At 41.2% G+C, this 15,189-nt stretch carries 16 protein-coding genes; 6 read left to right on the forward strand and 10 right to left on the reverse strand.

The annotated features are described in order from the left end of the window. Window positions 1-116: 116 nt before the first annotated feature. The 3 genes from QE417_RS03165 to QE417_RS03175 all read left to right on the forward strand — a co-directional run bounded on the left by QE417_RS03165 (window position 117) and on the right by QE417_RS03175 (window position 1,875). The gene (locus tag QE417_RS03165; RefSeq protein WP_311947466.1) at window positions 117-371 is read left to right on the forward strand and encodes a hypothetical protein; all 255 of its coding nucleotides are present in this window, start codon (window positions 117-119) and stop codon (window positions 369-371) included. Next, window positions 368-1,327 carry an aldo/keto reductase gene (locus tag QE417_RS03170; protein ID WP_311947467.1) on the forward strand — a complete coding sequence of 320 codons (960 nt, stop codon included), beginning with the start codon at window positions 368-370 and terminating at the stop codon, window positions 1,325-1,327. Before QE417_RS03165 ends, QE417_RS03170 begins: the two co-directional genes overlap by 4 nt. 62 nt (window positions 1,328-1,389) lie before the next feature. Continuing rightward, window positions 1,390-1,875: a hypothetical protein gene (locus QE417_RS03175; protein ID WP_311947468.1), complete on the forward strand. Its 486-nt coding sequence runs from the start codon at window positions 1,390-1,392 to the stop codon at window positions 1,873-1,875. Window positions 1,876-1,882: 7 nt separating this feature from the next. Here QE417_RS03175 and QE417_RS03180 read toward each other — a convergent pair whose 3' ends face one another. The 4 genes from QE417_RS03180 to gatB all read right to left on the reverse strand — a co-directional run bounded on the left by QE417_RS03180 (window position 1,883) and on the right by gatB (window position 6,108). After that, window positions 1,883-2,608: an RluA family pseudouridine synthase gene (locus QE417_RS03180; RefSeq protein ID WP_311947470.1), complete on the reverse strand. Its 726-nt coding sequence runs from the start codon at window positions 2,606-2,608 to the stop codon at window positions 1,883-1,885. A 135-nt stretch (window positions 2,609-2,743) separates the two neighbouring features. Continuing rightward, the gene (locus QE417_RS03185; protein ID WP_311947472.1) at window positions 2,744-3,433 is read right to left on the reverse strand and encodes a response regulator transcription factor; all 690 of its coding nucleotides are present in this window, start codon (window positions 3,431-3,433) and stop codon (window positions 2,744-2,746) included. 90 nt (window positions 3,434-3,523) lie between these two features. Continuing rightward, window positions 3,524-4,636: a TlpA disulfide reductase family protein gene (locus QE417_RS03190; protein ID WP_311947474.1), complete on the reverse strand. Its 1,113-nt coding sequence runs from the start codon at window positions 4,634-4,636 to the stop codon at window positions 3,524-3,526. Window positions 4,637-4,638: 2 nt separating this feature from the next. Next, window positions 4,639-6,108: an Asp-tRNA(Asn)/Glu-tRNA(Gln) amidotransferase subunit GatB gene (gene gatB / locus QE417_RS03195; RefSeq protein WP_311947476.1), complete on the reverse strand. Its 1,470-nt coding sequence runs from the start codon at window positions 6,106-6,108 to the stop codon at window positions 4,639-4,641. Between the two features lie 289 nt (window positions 6,109-6,397). Here gatB and QE417_RS03200 point away from each other — a divergent pair, with 289 nt between their 5' ends. Beyond that, complete coding sequence (locus QE417_RS03200) at window positions 6,398-7,519, forward strand: trans-sulfuration enzyme family protein (RefSeq protein WP_311947477.1); 1,122 nt, start codon at window positions 6,398-6,400, stop codon at window positions 7,517-7,519. A 74-nt stretch (window positions 7,520-7,593) separates the two neighbouring features. Beyond that, a complete protein-coding gene (locus QE417_RS03205; RefSeq protein WP_311947478.1) occupies window positions 7,594-8,061 on the forward strand; it encodes a hypothetical protein in 468 nt (155 codons plus the stop codon). 61 nt (window positions 8,062-8,122) lie between these two features. On the opposite strand, the gene QE417_RS03210 is transcribed toward QE417_RS03205, so the two are convergent. Beyond that, window positions 8,123-8,899: a hypothetical protein gene (locus QE417_RS03210; RefSeq protein ID WP_311947479.1), complete on the reverse strand. Its 777-nt coding sequence runs from the start codon at window positions 8,897-8,899 to the stop codon at window positions 8,123-8,125. A gap of 168 nt (window positions 8,900-9,067) precedes the next feature. Here QE417_RS03210 and QE417_RS03215 point away from each other — a divergent pair, with 168 nt between their 5' ends. Beyond that, on the forward strand, window positions 9,068-10,354 hold the full coding sequence (locus tag QE417_RS03215; RefSeq protein WP_311947480.1) for a PQQ-dependent sugar dehydrogenase: 1,287 nt from the start codon (window positions 9,068-9,070) through the stop codon (window positions 10,352-10,354). Between the two features lie 77 nt (window positions 10,355-10,431). Here QE417_RS03215 and QE417_RS03220 read toward each other — a convergent pair whose 3' ends face one another. From QE417_RS03220 to QE417_RS03240, 5 genes are all read right to left on the reverse strand, one after another. Continuing rightward, window positions 10,432-11,952 (reverse strand): choice-of-anchor I family protein, encoded by a 1,521-nt coding sequence (locus QE417_RS03220; RefSeq protein ID WP_311947482.1) that lies wholly within the window; start codon window positions 11,950-11,952, stop codon window positions 10,432-10,434. A 250-nt stretch (window positions 11,953-12,202) separates the two neighbouring features. Then, window positions 12,203-12,496, reverse strand: coding sequence for a hypothetical protein (locus QE417_RS03225; RefSeq protein ID WP_311947483.1), 294 nt, complete (start codon window positions 12,494-12,496; stop codon window positions 12,203-12,205). A 45-nt stretch (window positions 12,497-12,541) separates the two neighbouring features. Further along, window positions 12,542-13,291 carry an ABC transporter ATP-binding protein gene (locus QE417_RS03230; RefSeq protein ID WP_311947484.1) on the reverse strand — a complete coding sequence of 250 codons (750 nt, stop codon included), beginning with the start codon at window positions 13,289-13,291 and terminating at the stop codon, window positions 12,542-12,544. Then, window positions 13,284-14,156: an ABC transporter permease gene (locus tag QE417_RS03235; protein WP_311947485.1), complete on the reverse strand. Its 873-nt coding sequence runs from the start codon at window positions 14,154-14,156 to the stop codon at window positions 13,284-13,286. Before QE417_RS03235 ends, QE417_RS03230 begins: the two co-directional genes overlap by 8 nt. Beyond that, window positions 14,156-15,127 carry an ABC transporter substrate-binding protein gene (locus QE417_RS03240; protein WP_311947486.1) on the reverse strand — a complete coding sequence of 324 codons (972 nt, stop codon included), beginning with the start codon at window positions 15,125-15,127 and terminating at the stop codon, window positions 14,156-14,158. The genes QE417_RS03235 and QE417_RS03240 overlap by 1 nt, the downstream gene beginning before the upstream one ends. Between the last annotated feature and the right edge of the window lie 62 nt (window positions 15,128-15,189).

Genomic DNA, 15,189 nt, shown 5'->3' on the forward strand with positions numbered 1-15,189 from the left:
TTCAATTAATAGTTTTAAAAGCTAACTAAAAGTAACATTTAGGCAAGCCAAAACAAATAGTTACCAAACGCTATTATTTGTATAATAACTCATTATACAGTTTTAAATTATTTTACATGGAACAACAATTTGAAGCAATATTAACCGGCTCCGACAGCCAGATTGAAGGTGTAGTAAACTCCGTGATTCATGATGGAGGCGTTGAGGCTTACGAATTCAAATCATTAGATGATAGTTTACACTTGATAATTGCCAAAGATGCCGATGGCAACTGGGAGCGTATAGGTGGCAGCGAGCCTTATTTTAGTGGTTGGGTTGACGAACTGGCTGAACAAATTAAATTAACAGCATCAGGTAATAACACTTTATGACCAAAAGAAAAATAGGGAATTCCGACTTAAATATTGCTCCGTTTGTATTTGGAGGCAACATTTTTGGATGGACGATTGATGAAGCAACTTCATTTAAAATACTGGATGCCTTTGTTGACAACGGGCTGGATTTCATTGATACTGCCGATGTATACTCCCGCTGGGTGCCCGGCAACAAAGGCGGGGAATCGGAAACTATTATAGGCAATTGGTTAAAAAAAACCGGCAAACGTAACCAGGTAGTAATTGCTACTAAGGTTGGCAGCTCCATGCAGCCCAATGACAGCAAAAAGAATCTGTCAAAGGATTATATTGTTAAAGCAGCCGAAGATTCGTTACGCCGATTGCAAACAGATCATATAGACCTTTATCAATCACATTACGATGATAAAGACACGCCTGTACAAGAAACACTGGAAGCATATCAGCAATTAATTAAAGATGGAAAAGTACGTTACATAGGCGCATCAAACTTTACTGCCGAAAGGTTAGCCGAATCATTACAGGCAAGTAAACAGCATGGATTTCCCGCATATATCAGCCTTCAACCTGAGTATAATTTATACGACCGCGAAGGCTATGAGAAGGAGCTTGAGCCATTATGCGCCGAAAATAATTTAGGCGTAATAACCTATTACTCGCTGGCCAGCGGTTTTCTGAGTGGCAAATACCGCAGCGAAGCTGATTTAAACAAGAGCAAACGTGGCGCAGGTATTAAAAAGTATTTAAATGAGCGGGGCCAACGTATTCTTCAAGCGTTGGATAAAGTTGCCAAAGAATATAACACCACTCCTGCCGCCGTATCATTAGCATGGGTAATTGCAAGACCGAGTGTAACAGCTCCTATTGCCAGCGCTACAAGCATTGAGCAGTTAAATGAGTTAAGTAAAGCAGTGAATTTGAATTTACCGGCGGAGGTAATTAATAAGCTAACAGAAGCAAGTAGCTATTTGTAATAACCACTACGTTTAATCTACAAAAAGCAATCTTAAAAGATTGCTTTTTGTTTTATATTTGAATGAAAACCAGCACTATTATCTTTATAAAATCTATTGGTAATATGAACTTTGCAAAACTGTTAATTATTATATCGTTACTGGGCTGGGCTGTAAATTGTAAAGCGAAAGGCACAAACAATAATAAAGATACTCTCGATTATTGGCATATATATTATAACCGCGCCAAAATCAGGAAATACAACATCAATTACAAAAAAACAGTCGAGATAAATATTAGAAATGTAAAAAAGAGTGACAGCCTTCGGATTATGTATTTTTCCGATGCGCCAAGAGAAAAATGTATTCCCGAGGTTACCATTTTAAATCAGCAAAAACAACCCATAACTAAGCTTTCAACAGGTTTTCAGGGTTACACTACTTTTAAGTTAGGCATATCACAGTTAATAGAAGACAGAAAAAAATCTAATAGTAATACCTACAACTTCTTTTATGATGACCACAGCGGTATGAATAAGCAATTCCTATTTAGTGTGATATTTAAATAACAATCTCTTAACTATCAAACTTATCCAACAACTTCAACAGCGTTTCAAAATCTTTGGGATACTCAGCGTGGATGGTTACATCGTTTTCACCATCGGGTTTAAAGGTTACTTCGTAAGCATGCAGGGCGAAGCGCTTCATGATGGGCAGCTCTTCCTGATCTTTGCCTAAATGGTATTTCCGTTTTAATTGCGACAGGAAAACCGGCTTGCCCTTATACATCTCATCACCGGCTATGGAAGCCCGCTGCGTAGCCAAGTGTATACGTATCTGGTGCATACGGCCGGTTACAGGGCGGCACTCAACCAAAGTGTAATGCTTAAAATATTTTAACGATTGAAACCAGGTTTCGGCACGTTTACCCTCCTGCCTGCTGATTGATACATTACCTTTACCAGTATTAAGAATAGGCAAATCAACCAAAAGTTCATCAAATACATGGGTGCCTTCAATTACTGCATGGTACACCTTTTTTACCTTACGACGTTCAAACTGCATTGATACCGAACGATATGCTTCAGGATTTTTGGCAAATATAAGCGCACCCGAAGTTTCTTTATCCAAACGGTGGCATATCTGGGCATCTTCCCAATAATTTTTAGCCAGGCGCAGCATGCTTATCTCGCTACTACCATCACCTCGCTCATCTAAAGAGCTGATGAAAGGCGGCTTGTTTACTACAAACACGTTATCATCTTCGTATATAATGAGGTCGGCAAACTTCGGAATCTTCATAATTATAAATAGCCTGCAAAAGTACGGTTATTATGCCAAAAATGTAAATACCACTTACACCGCATTTTATCACCTACAAAAAAGGCGCTTACCTTTTTACAGATAAGCGCCTGATCGTATTCAGTTTTAGTTTATTTATAAGTATTCGAACTTGTAACCTACACCTTTAACAGTTGATACATAGTTTTCACCAAGTTTTTCACGCAGTTTGCGAATGTGCACATCAATGGTACGGTTAGTTACCACTACCGAGTCTTCCCATATATTTTTAAGGATCACCTCGCGGGTGTAAACCTTTCCGGGTTTTGAGGCCAGCAGGTAAAGTAATTCGAATTCTTTTTTGGCTAAAACTACTTTGTTACCATTTTGATAAACCAGATAGCTCTCACGATCAATAACCAAATCGCCAACTTCAAGCTTATTGTCTGATACCTCTTCGGTACCGGCATTGCGGCGTAGTATAGCATTTATACGGCTAACCAGTGCGCGAGGCTTAATAGGTTTGGCAATATAATCATCGGCACCAACATTAAAGCCTGCAATTTCCGAATACTCTTCACTACGGGCAGTTAAAAATACCATAAAGGTATTTTTAAACTCGGGCATAGTGCGCATAATGCGGCAAGCCTCAATGCCATCCATTTTGGGCATCATAATATCCAGCACAATCAAATCAGGCAATACCTTTTTTGCTTCGGCTACAGCTTCCTGGCCGTTATGAGCCAAATGAACCTGGTAACCCTCTTTCTTTAAGTTATATTCTATTAACTCTAAAATATCAGGCTCGTCGTCAACAATTAATATTTTTTGTTTTGCTGTACTCATCTAAGGGTTGAATTTTGGTATAAAGGTAATACCAAAACAAAAGCAAATGGTTAAACCTATGTTAATAAATTGTTAAAGCTTAATATTATGTTAAAGTTTAGCGAAAGTTTTATTTAAAAACTCTTCCAAATTTTTACCTGTAATATTTTTAGCTATGATATTCCCCTGAAGATCAAGTATAAAGTTTGATGGTATGGCTTGAATCTGGTATGATCTTGCAACTGCTCCGTCCCACTTTTGCAGGTCAGATACATGTTGCCAGGTAAGTTTATCATCCATAATAGCACGTTGCCATGCTGCTTTGTTATCATCTAACGAAATACCAAGAATGTTGAAACCCTTTGCTTTATATTGATTGTAAAGGCGTACAACATTAGGATTTTCCTGGCGACAAGGGCCGCACCATGATGCCCAAAAATCGAGCATTACATATTTGCCTTTAAAGTCGGCCAGTTTTACATCTTTGCCAGTAACATCTTTAGCAGTAAAATCAGGCGCCTTATGCCCTACCGATACCGGCTTTACGGCTTCCATCTGGCGGATAAACATTTGCACCGGGGCATTTTCTTTAAACTCACCTTTTAAGCCATCAGCATAATCAACCAACTGTTGTTCATACTTGTTAGGATCTAAAGACATCGCTGCATAAAATGCCGCTAATGATTTCTTATTGTCGTCTACAAACTTTAAAACCTCTTTACTGTAATCGGCCATGTTTTTTTCAAATACAGGCTGATATACTTTCAATAACGAATCCTGGTTATTGCCTTGCACCTTGCTTTGAAATTCATTTACCAGTTGCGCATTTTTAGCGCTGTAAACATTACTAAAGGTATTAAACTCTTTAATTTTGTCCGATTCCTGCGAGCCACTTACCTTATAATCATGCTTTTCATTTTTAAGGTCGGTTTCAAACTTAATATCATCGCCGTTTTGGGCAATTAAATCAAATAATGATTGACCAATGCGCAACTTAAACAAGTTGGCAGCCTGAGCCTGATTTTTAAATTCAAATTTGCCATCTTTAAGTTCGGCGGTAGCAATAACACTTACCTGGTTTGTATCGGCACGTAATAGTTCAATTTTCTTTAACGTATCGGCATTGGCAATAGTTCCTTCTATTTTAAAGGCTTTATCATCTTTACATGAATACAGGCCCAACAAAGCGGCTGCTATTGTATAAGTTACAATGTGTTTTTTCATTTTTACTTTGCCATAATGGCTTTAATTAATAACTGATTGGTTTTTTGAGGGTCAATTTTTCCCTTTGAGCGTTTCATAATTTCGCCCATGAACAAACCTAATACGCCTTTTTTGCCTTTTTGGTATTCAACCACCTTATCAGGAAATTTGGCGAGGGCTTCTTTTATAAATCCTTCAAGCTCGTCACCGTCTTCGCTTATCAACAAATTAAGCTCTGCAGCTACTTGTACAGCTGTATTACCGGCATCAGTTAACAGTGCGGGGAATATTTTGTGTGATGCAACGGTATTGTTCACTTTACCACTATCAACCAATTGTATAAGGCCTGCTAATTGCTGTGGCAACAGTGTAAGCATATCAATGGTTAGGTGATGCTCGTTAAGGTATGATTTTACGGTACCCATTAGCCAGTTAGCCGCCGATTTGTAGTTGGTAGTATGTTTAATCAATTGCTCAAAATACATAACCAAATCATGATCTGCTGTTATAACCGATGCATCGTAATCATTCAATCCTAATTCGGCTATATACTTATGGTACAACTCCTCGGGCAATGCAGGCATAGTTTTACGCACAGCCTCCAGGTATTCGTCGCTCAGTTGAAGGGGTTGCAAATCGGGTTCTGGAAAATAACGATAATCGTTGGCCATCTCCTTGCTACGTAAAACAGATGTTTCGCCTGTGTTGGCATCAAAGTTCAGGGTATTCTGGTCAATGTGCCCACCTGCTTCAATTACGCTTACCTGGCGTAAAAACTCGTGTTCAATAGCACGTTGTACATTACGGATAGAGTTAAGGTTTTTCACCTCACAACGATTACCCAAGGTAGTTGCACCTTTTAAACGCACAGATATATTGGCGTCGCAGCGCATGCTACCCTCTTCCATATTGCCATCGCAAACATTAAGATAACGCAACAGCTTACGCAATTCGGTAATGTATAATCCCGCTTCCTCGGCACTGTGGATATCCGGTTCAGAAACAATTTCTAACAAAGGAACACCAGCCCGGTTTAAATCAATAAGTGAGTGCGTATCATGCTGGTCGTGCATACTTTTGCCTGCATCTTCTTCCATATGTATATGGTGAATGGCTATTTGGCGGGTATTACCATCGGGCAATTTTACAGTTACGTAACCGCCGGTAATTACCGGGTGCTGATCCTGGCTAATTTGATAACCTTTTGGTAGATCGGCATAAAAGTAATTTTTGCGGGCAAAATTATTGTATTGATTAATACGGCCATGGCAGGCAAAACCCAGCTTTACGGCATATTCAACCGCCCTTTTATTTAAGAAAGGCAGCGTGCCGGGGTGCCCTAATGATACCATACTTACATGCTCGTTAGGACCCGCGCCAAATGCGGCACTATCGGCCGAGAATATTTTGCTTTGGGTGGATAGTTGGGCGTGAACTTCTAAACCTACAACTAATTCGTACTTTTCGCTTGCTTCGGTGTTATAATCTGTCATTACCATGTACAAGGCAATTAGGAGTGCCTCAACATGGCAAATATATATTTATTCGGTATTTATCAGCCTAAAATCAATATAAACTTTGTTTTAGTATTAAATATAGCAGGTTAGTAGCTTAATTTGTGATATAATTAATGGCATGCGCTCTGTAATAGTTAATAAGGTAATGTAATAGATATAAGTAGGCACATGTAACAATTGCAAAATTTATGCTATGCAACTGTGCATAATTTTCAACTTCCTTTCCAAAAAAATTACATTTGCCACCGCACTAAATAGCTTAATAATGAAAATTGAAACCCTGGCCATACATGCCGCCAACCACATCGATGCCACTACATCGGCCGTAATACAGCCTATTGTTTTGGCTACAACTTTTGAACGTGACGAAGACGGTGGCTACAGCAAGGGGTATAGCTACAGCCGTGCGGGTAACCCTAACCGCCTGGCTTTAGAGAACGTATTGGCCAAACTGGAAGGCGGTGCTGATGCAGCGGCATTTTCATCGGGCAATGCGGCGGGTATGACGGTGTTTCAATCGCTTAAACCGGGTACCCATATTATTGGGCCCGATGATATGTACCACGGTTTGCGCAATCAGCTTAAAGCACTTTTTGCCGGTATATTGGATTTTGATTTTATTGATTTGAATGATGAAGCAGTATTGCTATCGCACATCAAATCAAATACGGGATTGATCTGGATAGAAACCCCATCAAATCCTCTGCTTAAAATAACTGATATTAAAAAAGTTGTTGCCATAGGCCATGAACGCGGTATAAAGGTAGCTTGCGATAATACCTTCGCGAGTCCGCTGGGGCAGCAGCCATTAAGCTTGGGAGCCGATTTGGTGATGCATTCTACAACCAAATACCTTGGCGGCCACAGCGATTTAACCGGCGGTGCACTTATCACTCCTAAAAAAGATGAGTGGTGGGAACGCATACAGCAAATACAGCAAATGGGCGGCGCTATCCCTGCTCCTGCCGATTGTTACTGGCTTACCCGCAGTATAAAAACTTTGCCTTACCGCATGCGCGGCCATGAACACAATGCAGGGTTGCTGGCTTTATTTTTAGAGAATCATCCAAACGTTGAGCAGGTTTTGTATCCGGGGCTTCCCTCTCACTCTCAGCACGAATTGGCTAAAGAGCAAATGCTGAGCTTTGGCGGCATGTTATCATTTTTGGTGAAGGGAGGCGTAGCCGAAACCGAACGTGTGATAAATGCCACCAAACTTTTTACCAGCGCTACCAGCCTGGGCGGCGTTGAAAGCCTGATTGAACGCCGTGCAGCTATTGAAGGCCCTGATACCAAAACACCGCAAAATTTATTGCGGGTATCGGTTGGGTTGGAGCATATCGATGATTTGATAGAAGATATTAGCGCAGCATTAGATAAAGTTTAATTTTTCTATCCCATACTTTTTAAAACATTTTTTTAACTCAATCATTGTTTTAGGTATACATAAAAGTAAAACCTATGGCAGTCAATAATGATGAACAAAATAACCCAAACGGCGAAAAAGCCCGTGGTTATAAGGTTGAAGACGACAATAATTTAGATGAAAAAGCGCTACGTGCCCGCAATTTGATTTGGGGCGGTGAAGTGGCTGATGCGGAAACTCCCGGTCATGAGAGCCATGGCATGGGCGGTCATGCTTTTGGCGAAATGAATGAAACAGAATCAGGCGATTCGCCCGGTAACCCATCGCGCAACGCGGGTTATAAAAATGAATACTTCAGGCGTACCGAACCAGCAGAAGAGCATCCGGAAAATCAGAATTTCAAACCCGAGCACCAGGAAGGTGCCCCTGATGAAGCAATGGGTAAGGATGAGCAAGCCATTCATGAAAAAACCATAAACCTGCAACATGAAGGTGGTGCCGAGGGTAATCCCGATAAGATACAGGAAGGCACAGCATCATACCACGATGGTAAAGACCATTAAAACAAATGGCCGCATCCAAACAGGAGCGGCCATTTTTTACATATGATGGAGTTAATAATATTTAAAAAGCTACCCGTTTAACCGAACCAAAATCAGGTCTGCTATCACGAGCGCCGTTTTCAACTAAACGCTGGCCCCTGTTATCATTGCCACGGTTGTTATTGCGGTCGTTACCACGGTTATTATTGGGGTTATTGCTATTGTTGTTTAAATAGCCACCTTGATTCCTGTCTGGTCCATAGCCGCGGTTATCATTTTGCCTGTTACGATCTTCGTTGCGATTATTATTCCAGTTGTTATTGTTACGATTATCATTGCCACGGTTCCAATTGTTAATACGGTCATAGTTACCGTGGTTGGGTTGATTGTAGCCACCACGTCCTGCATTGTTTGAGTCATATGGAGAATCAAATCTGCGGTCATCATTACGGTTATTGTCCCTGCGGTCGTAGCCACGGTTGGCATACTGATTATTGTCCCAGTTACGGTTCCAATCGCGACCAGCGTTACCGCCAAACCTGTTGCGATAATAGTCATGGTTATCAAACGGGCGCTGGGTGCGTACCTGGTAACGGCGTGCAGAGCGCCAATCGTAATCATGGTAGCGGCCCGGCAGGTATGCAGCGCTTACCCAGCTACGGCCATCCATGTAGTAATAACAATGTTCGGGTACCGAATAATAAGCCTCCACTTCGGGCAGGTAATAAAAATCGTCGTACACTACCGGCCTTTGCACTACACGCGGGCCTATTTGTATACTAATGCCAATTTGTGCGTTTGCAGTTTGAGTAGCTAAGCCACTTGCTGCTATTATGATTGTTAAGAAGAACTTTTTCATATCCTGTAATTTTGTAGGTATGACGGTGCATAACATATCAAGGTTTAAACCGGTAACTAATTGTACAAATTGTAATGAAAACATTACCCGTTTGCATTACTTATTCAAAAAGCACGTATTGGCTTATCAAATTTTAATGCGTTAATTTGAATATCACTTAACCAACTTATGAAAAGAAAAACTGCGCTTTCATCATTCATCCCCATGATAGCTTTAGCCGGCCTGGTATGGTATTCGGCCACCAAAAACACGGCAATGCCGGTAAAGCCCGATGCCGATAATGCCGGGCTGAAACTTCCCGCTGGTTTTGGCGCCTTAAAAGCCGCCGATACTACAGGTAAGGCACGCCACATTGCCGTTACCGCAAGCGGCGATGTATATGTTAAACTTGGTCGTAATAAAGGCGGTAAAGGCATTGTGTTTTTGCATGATGCTGATGGCGATGGCAAACTGGAAACCAAAAAAGCTTTTGGCAATTACGGTGGCACCGGTATATACATTAAAGATGGTTACCTGTACACCTCATCTGATAGTGAAGTTTTCCGTTATAAACTGAATGAAAAGCAGGAAGTAATTAATCCTGATGCGCCCGAAAAACTGGTAACCGGCCTTATTAACCGTAATCAGCACGAAACCAAATCACTGGTGTTGGATAATGAGGGCAACCTGTATGTAAACATTGGTGCTTACTCAAACTCTTGTCAAATAAAAGATCGCCAAAAAGGTTCTATGGGGCAAAAGGGTTGTCCTATTCTTGATTCGGCTGGTGGTATATGGCAGTTTAAGGCTAATAAGCTCAATCAAACTTATAAAGATGGCGTGCGCTATGCAACCGGCTTACGTAATGTGGTTGGCCTCGACTGGAACCAGCAAAACAACCAACTGTTTGTAATGCAGCACGGCCGCGACCAGCTTAACTACATGTTCCCTGATTTGTATACCGAAAAGGAATCGGCCATTTACCCTGCCGAATGTATGTATGCACTTAAAAAAGGCGACAATGCAGGCTGGCCTTACATTTACTATAACCAGGATTTGCATAAAAAAATATTAGCGCCAGAATATGGCGGCGACGCTAAAAAAGAGGGTGATGCAAAATTTATTGATCCGGCTGCAGCTTTCCCTGGTCACCTTGCTCCTAACGGCTTGTTATTTTATACCGGTAGTATGTTTCCGGCTAAATACAAAAACGGAGCCTTTATTGCTTTTCATGGCTCGTGGAACCGTGCTCCTGAACCTCAAGCAGGTTTCTTCGTGGTTTTCCAGCCATTTAAAGATGGTAAACCTTATGGCGAATATGAAGTTTTTGCCGATGGCTTTTCGGGCTCTCCCGAGAAAACTGCCAGCGGCCGTGTTGACCACAAACCTTGCGGTTTAGCACAAGGCCCCGATGGCTCGCTTTATATAACCGACGATTTAAAAGGCACAGTTTACCGTGTAGTTTACAATAAGTAAGCTAACTTACCGTAAACAATAAAGGCTGCTCCAAAACGGAGCAGCCTTTTGCTTTTTAAAGCTGTGTGTGTGTGTTGTTATAGGGTATTAGGTGTGTATACTTTTACGGTACCATCATCTTCGCTGCTTACTACCAGTAAGCTTTTCTTGGTTGGGCTTTTAGCAGCCGGGATAATTAATACGCCTTCTGGTGCATCGCCGCATTTAATAATTTGTAAAAACACGGGTTTGGTTGGGTTGGTAACATCATATATAGCTACGGCATCTACGCGCTCCATACCTACAAAGGCAACTGTTTTATTGCCAATTTTGCCAATGGTTAAACCTTCAGGCTCAATTGATTTATCATCGCTGCGGGCATCATCATAAACGCCAGCCGCTACAGTACGCACATCTAATTCGTTCTTGCTATCAAAAATCTGAGACCCGGTATTACCATTCCAAACGCTGAATGAGCGCGCGCCAAACGAGTAAAGAGCCTCATACTTACCATCTGCGCCAACACCCAAGGTTGATGTGATATTTAGACGACCCAGTTGGGGTTCTTTTTTCAAATCGGCAGCGTTAGGGAAAACAGTTGAACTTAAGGTAATTTCTTTTACGCGTCTCGCTTCTACAAAAGCGGTGTACTCACGGGCATCGCCTTCATTTGCGGTAAACAAGTACGGCGTGTTATTAGCCGTAAACACTGCAATGGCATCGGGCATATATATACCTTTAACCGGCCATTTGCCAGCAATATAGTTAAGTGTTTCTTTATCGCTCGGATCAATCTCGTTACCATCCAGGCTGTAATCTTTAAAACCTAATGGAAATATATCGGTAATATTTTTGCTGGTTAAATCAATTTTGGCAATGCCGTTATTTTCCTGCAGGGTTACCCAGGCAGTTTTTGAGTCTTCAGATATAGTAATATACTCCGGCTCAATATCCTTTACAAAATCATTGCTTGGGCCAAATATGCGGAAACCTTTAGCCTGTAACGCATCTTTTTGACCGGCAAATGCTGCAAAGTTTTTAGTTACCACACTGTAATCGGCAACCGTAATAATTGATATTGAACCTTCAGGATCGTTTAAATAATCGGCACTTGGCTCACCTTCGTTAGCGGTTAAAATATACTTACCATCGGGCGAGTAAGTAACCATATCAGGCAGGGCACCTACATTAATTTCGGCTACTTTGCTGTAATCACTGGTTTTAAAAACCACTACTTTACCGTTCGCTTGCTTGTTGGTAGATTCGATTGCAGCAGCAACGTTACCACCATAAACCGAGAGACTGTTTACCGCGCCACCATAAGGCAACATAGGTATTGATTTTATGACCGTCATTTTTGATGGGTCTTTAAAATCAATTACATCAATACGGTTTTCGGTTTCGTTGTTATTAACCACAAACAAGCGGTTGGTAGATGGGTCAAAAGCTGAAATTTCGGCGGCGCCTTTGCCGCCAACTTTAAACGAAGCAATCTCGGCAAAACTGGCCGGATCTTCATTTACAAAAAATTCTTCTTCGGGAGTTTCAGTGCTATCGTTGTCTTTTTTACAACTAACCAAACCTGTTGCCAATAACAGCAATAGTAAAAGTTTCTTCATAATAAATAATAGTGTGTTGTTGAAACCCCAAAGCTATTACCTAATTATTAAGCCCTTACCCTGTTTGCATTAAGTGTTTGTTAACAACAAAGCCGTTACAAATAGCAACGGCTTATGACTTCGGCAGGTGATAATTAATATTAATCCGTAATCATTCCGAATTAATATGGTATGTATCGTTAAGAATCATCAATGTGTTTTACATCAACAAAACCATATTACCATAAGTATATGATAAAAGTAAAGAGTTTTAACTCGCCATGCCCAAATCGCTCAAAGGCATAGCCTGTTGTGATGCTTCTATAAGTGGAATATTTACATTAACATCTTCAATTACATAATAAGTTTTGAGTTCTTTTTCACTTACAATTATGCTGAAATCATTAAACTTAACGCCATCCTCAAAAGGATAAATGGTGTAACCGCGTTTGTTAGGATCATAGGTGCCAAGTTCAAAAATCTCTTCATGTTTTGTGCCCTTAACTTTAGCGCCCTGCACTAACTGGTAAGCATCTTTAATGGGTGCAAATTGATTGTTTTTCATAGATACAATTTGCAATACAATTACTTTGCCAGTATTTGAAGTTAATTAACTAAACCATGAAAATAAATCGGGCTGAGTTAAACTTAATTTATTTTCACCTGAAAAATCTTTAATAATTTCGCCCTCAGCCATCTGAATTAGCCTGTTACCATGCATATGTGCATCTTTCAGGTTATGGGTGATTAAAATTGCGGTCAGTTTAAATTCGGCTATCAACCTATCGGCAGTTTCCATTACTAACCGGGCCGAGCGTGGGTCGAGTGCTGCGGTTGGCTCATCCAGCAGCAGTATCTTACAATCGTCCATTACGCTCATAAGCAGGGTGAGCGCCTGGCGTTGTCCGCCCGATAGAGTCCCCATGGGTTGCTCGAGCTTGTTTTCCAACCCCATTCCTAACAAGGCGATCTTATTTATAAACTCATTTTTAAATGCCGATGAAGTACCAACTCTTAATCCTTTGCTCACCGTACGCAAAGCCGCCAAACGGAAATTATCCAGAATGCTTAAGTCAGGCGCTGTACCGCTCAATGGATTTTGAAAAACGCGGGCAATCCAGCGGCTGCGCTCAAAGTCTTGCAAGCGGGTAACGTTGTTACCATCTATCTCAATCTCCCCTACAGATGGCAAAAAGCTTCCGGCTATTAAGTTGAGTAGCGTACTCTTGCCCGAACCATTTGATCCTACTACTACCACATATTGCAGCGGAGCAATATCAAGGCTGATGTTTTGTAAAGCTTTAACCTCGTTAGCCTTACCCCGGTTAAAAGTTTTACTGATGTTGCTTAGCTTAATCATGTTGCCTGAGTAATGATAAACGTGGTAAACTTACAAACAGCAATACCAAAGCAGCAGTAACCAACTTAAGCAAATTGGCATTTACACCTAAAGTTAAGGTTACAGCCAGCACCAACTGAAAAACAACAGCCCCGGCCAATACCAGCAGTAAACTTGCCCATACCGATGTTATGTTCAACCAGTTAATCAGTGTTTCGCCAATAATAACTGAGCCGAGGCCAATTATAACAATACCAATACCCATACTAATATCGGCATAACCTTGTTGTTGGGTCATTAAAAAACCACTGAAGGCTGTTAACGCATTGGCCAGGGCAAGCCCGATGATCTTCATGCGGTCGGTATTCACACCAAGGGCTCGTATCATAGTTTCGCTGTTGCCTGTGGCGCGCATAGCAATGCCAAAATCGGTTTTTAACAGGTAGCCAATTAAACCAATAATAAGCGCCACAATAAACAACAATATAATAAGCGTATTAAGGTTAACATTGGTAGTAAAAGAAATAACATTAAATACCGATGGAGTATTAACCAAGGGTAGGTTTGACCGCCCCGCCGTAATAATATTAACCGAGTACAAAGCCGTTGAAACTAAAATACCGGCCAACAGTGCATTAATCTTTAGCTTAGTATGTATTATACCGGTTATAGCGCCAGCAACAGCACCTGCAACTAACACCGCAAAGGCGCTTAAATATAATGGCAAGGCATGTGTAAGCAGTGTACCTGTAAGCATCCCGCCCAGGGTATAGCTACCATCGGTAGTTATATCGGGGATGTTAAATATCTTCATGGAGATATAAATGCCTACGGCAATTCCCGCAAAACATAAACCCTGTAACAACGCGGTTAAATAAAACTCCATTATTTTACGGCTTCAAAATTAGCCGGTACGGTTATATTATACTTTTTAGCTGCTGTTGGGTTGTACACGCGCTTCCTTATTTTCACCATTTCGGGTTTCAAACCATCGGTTTTATGGGTTTTAAGATATTGTGCAGCCTGCAACCCTGATTGATAGCCCCATTGATAAATGTCGGCACCAAAAGCAGCTACGGCTCCGCGCTGTACCAAACCGGCCTCACTGGTAAAAATGGGCACATTCTTTTGTTCGCAACTTTTAAGGATAGTTTCAAACGCGGCAAATACGGTATTATCGGGGTTGGCAAAAAAGGCATCTATGTTTTTATTAAGAAGCGACTGCGTAACCAATTGCGCCTCTGCCGATGAATTAAGCGGCAAGGCCACCAAGGTAACATTCAACTTGGCCGCTAATCCTTTTATGCGCTCCATAGCATCGGCCGACTGCGGCTCCGATTGATTGTAGATCATCCCAATCACCAGCTTACTGCCTTTAGGCTTTAGTAATTTAGGAATGATGCTGAATGAAGTATCGATGTAATTGAGGTCTTCTACCGTGCCGAATAAGTTGGCCGGTGCTTTACCCTGCGCGTCCAGCAAATGCGCACGTTCGGGCGTGGGCGATACCATCATAAATATGGGGATAGTCTTAGTTTTTTGCGATGCCGTAACCGACGATAATGTGGTACTGGTGGCCAGCACATCAACAGGTTCTGACACAAACTGGTTAACTATTTGTGTAAGCGTAGGTATACTGCCCTGGGCATTTTGATATTCTATTTTTATGGTTCCGCTATCTTCACTAAAACCATTTTTAGCCAGTGCATCAACAAAGCCGTTTTTGGCTTGCGCTATGGTGGCATCTTCAAAAGCATCTACAAAACCTACAACAGGAACGTTGCTTTTGTTGGATGATTTACAGGCGGCCAGTAAACAGGTAACGGCAAATATTAACAGGTAGGAATTACGCTTCATTGCACTAAAGTAAACAATTGTGGATATAGCAAAAGACAACTTTTATTATTAAGACCTATTTT

The sequence above is a fragment of the Mucilaginibacter terrae genome (assembly GCF_031951985.1).
GTDB lineage: Bacteria > Bacteroidota > Bacteroidia > Sphingobacteriales > Sphingobacteriaceae > Mucilaginibacter > Mucilaginibacter terrae_A.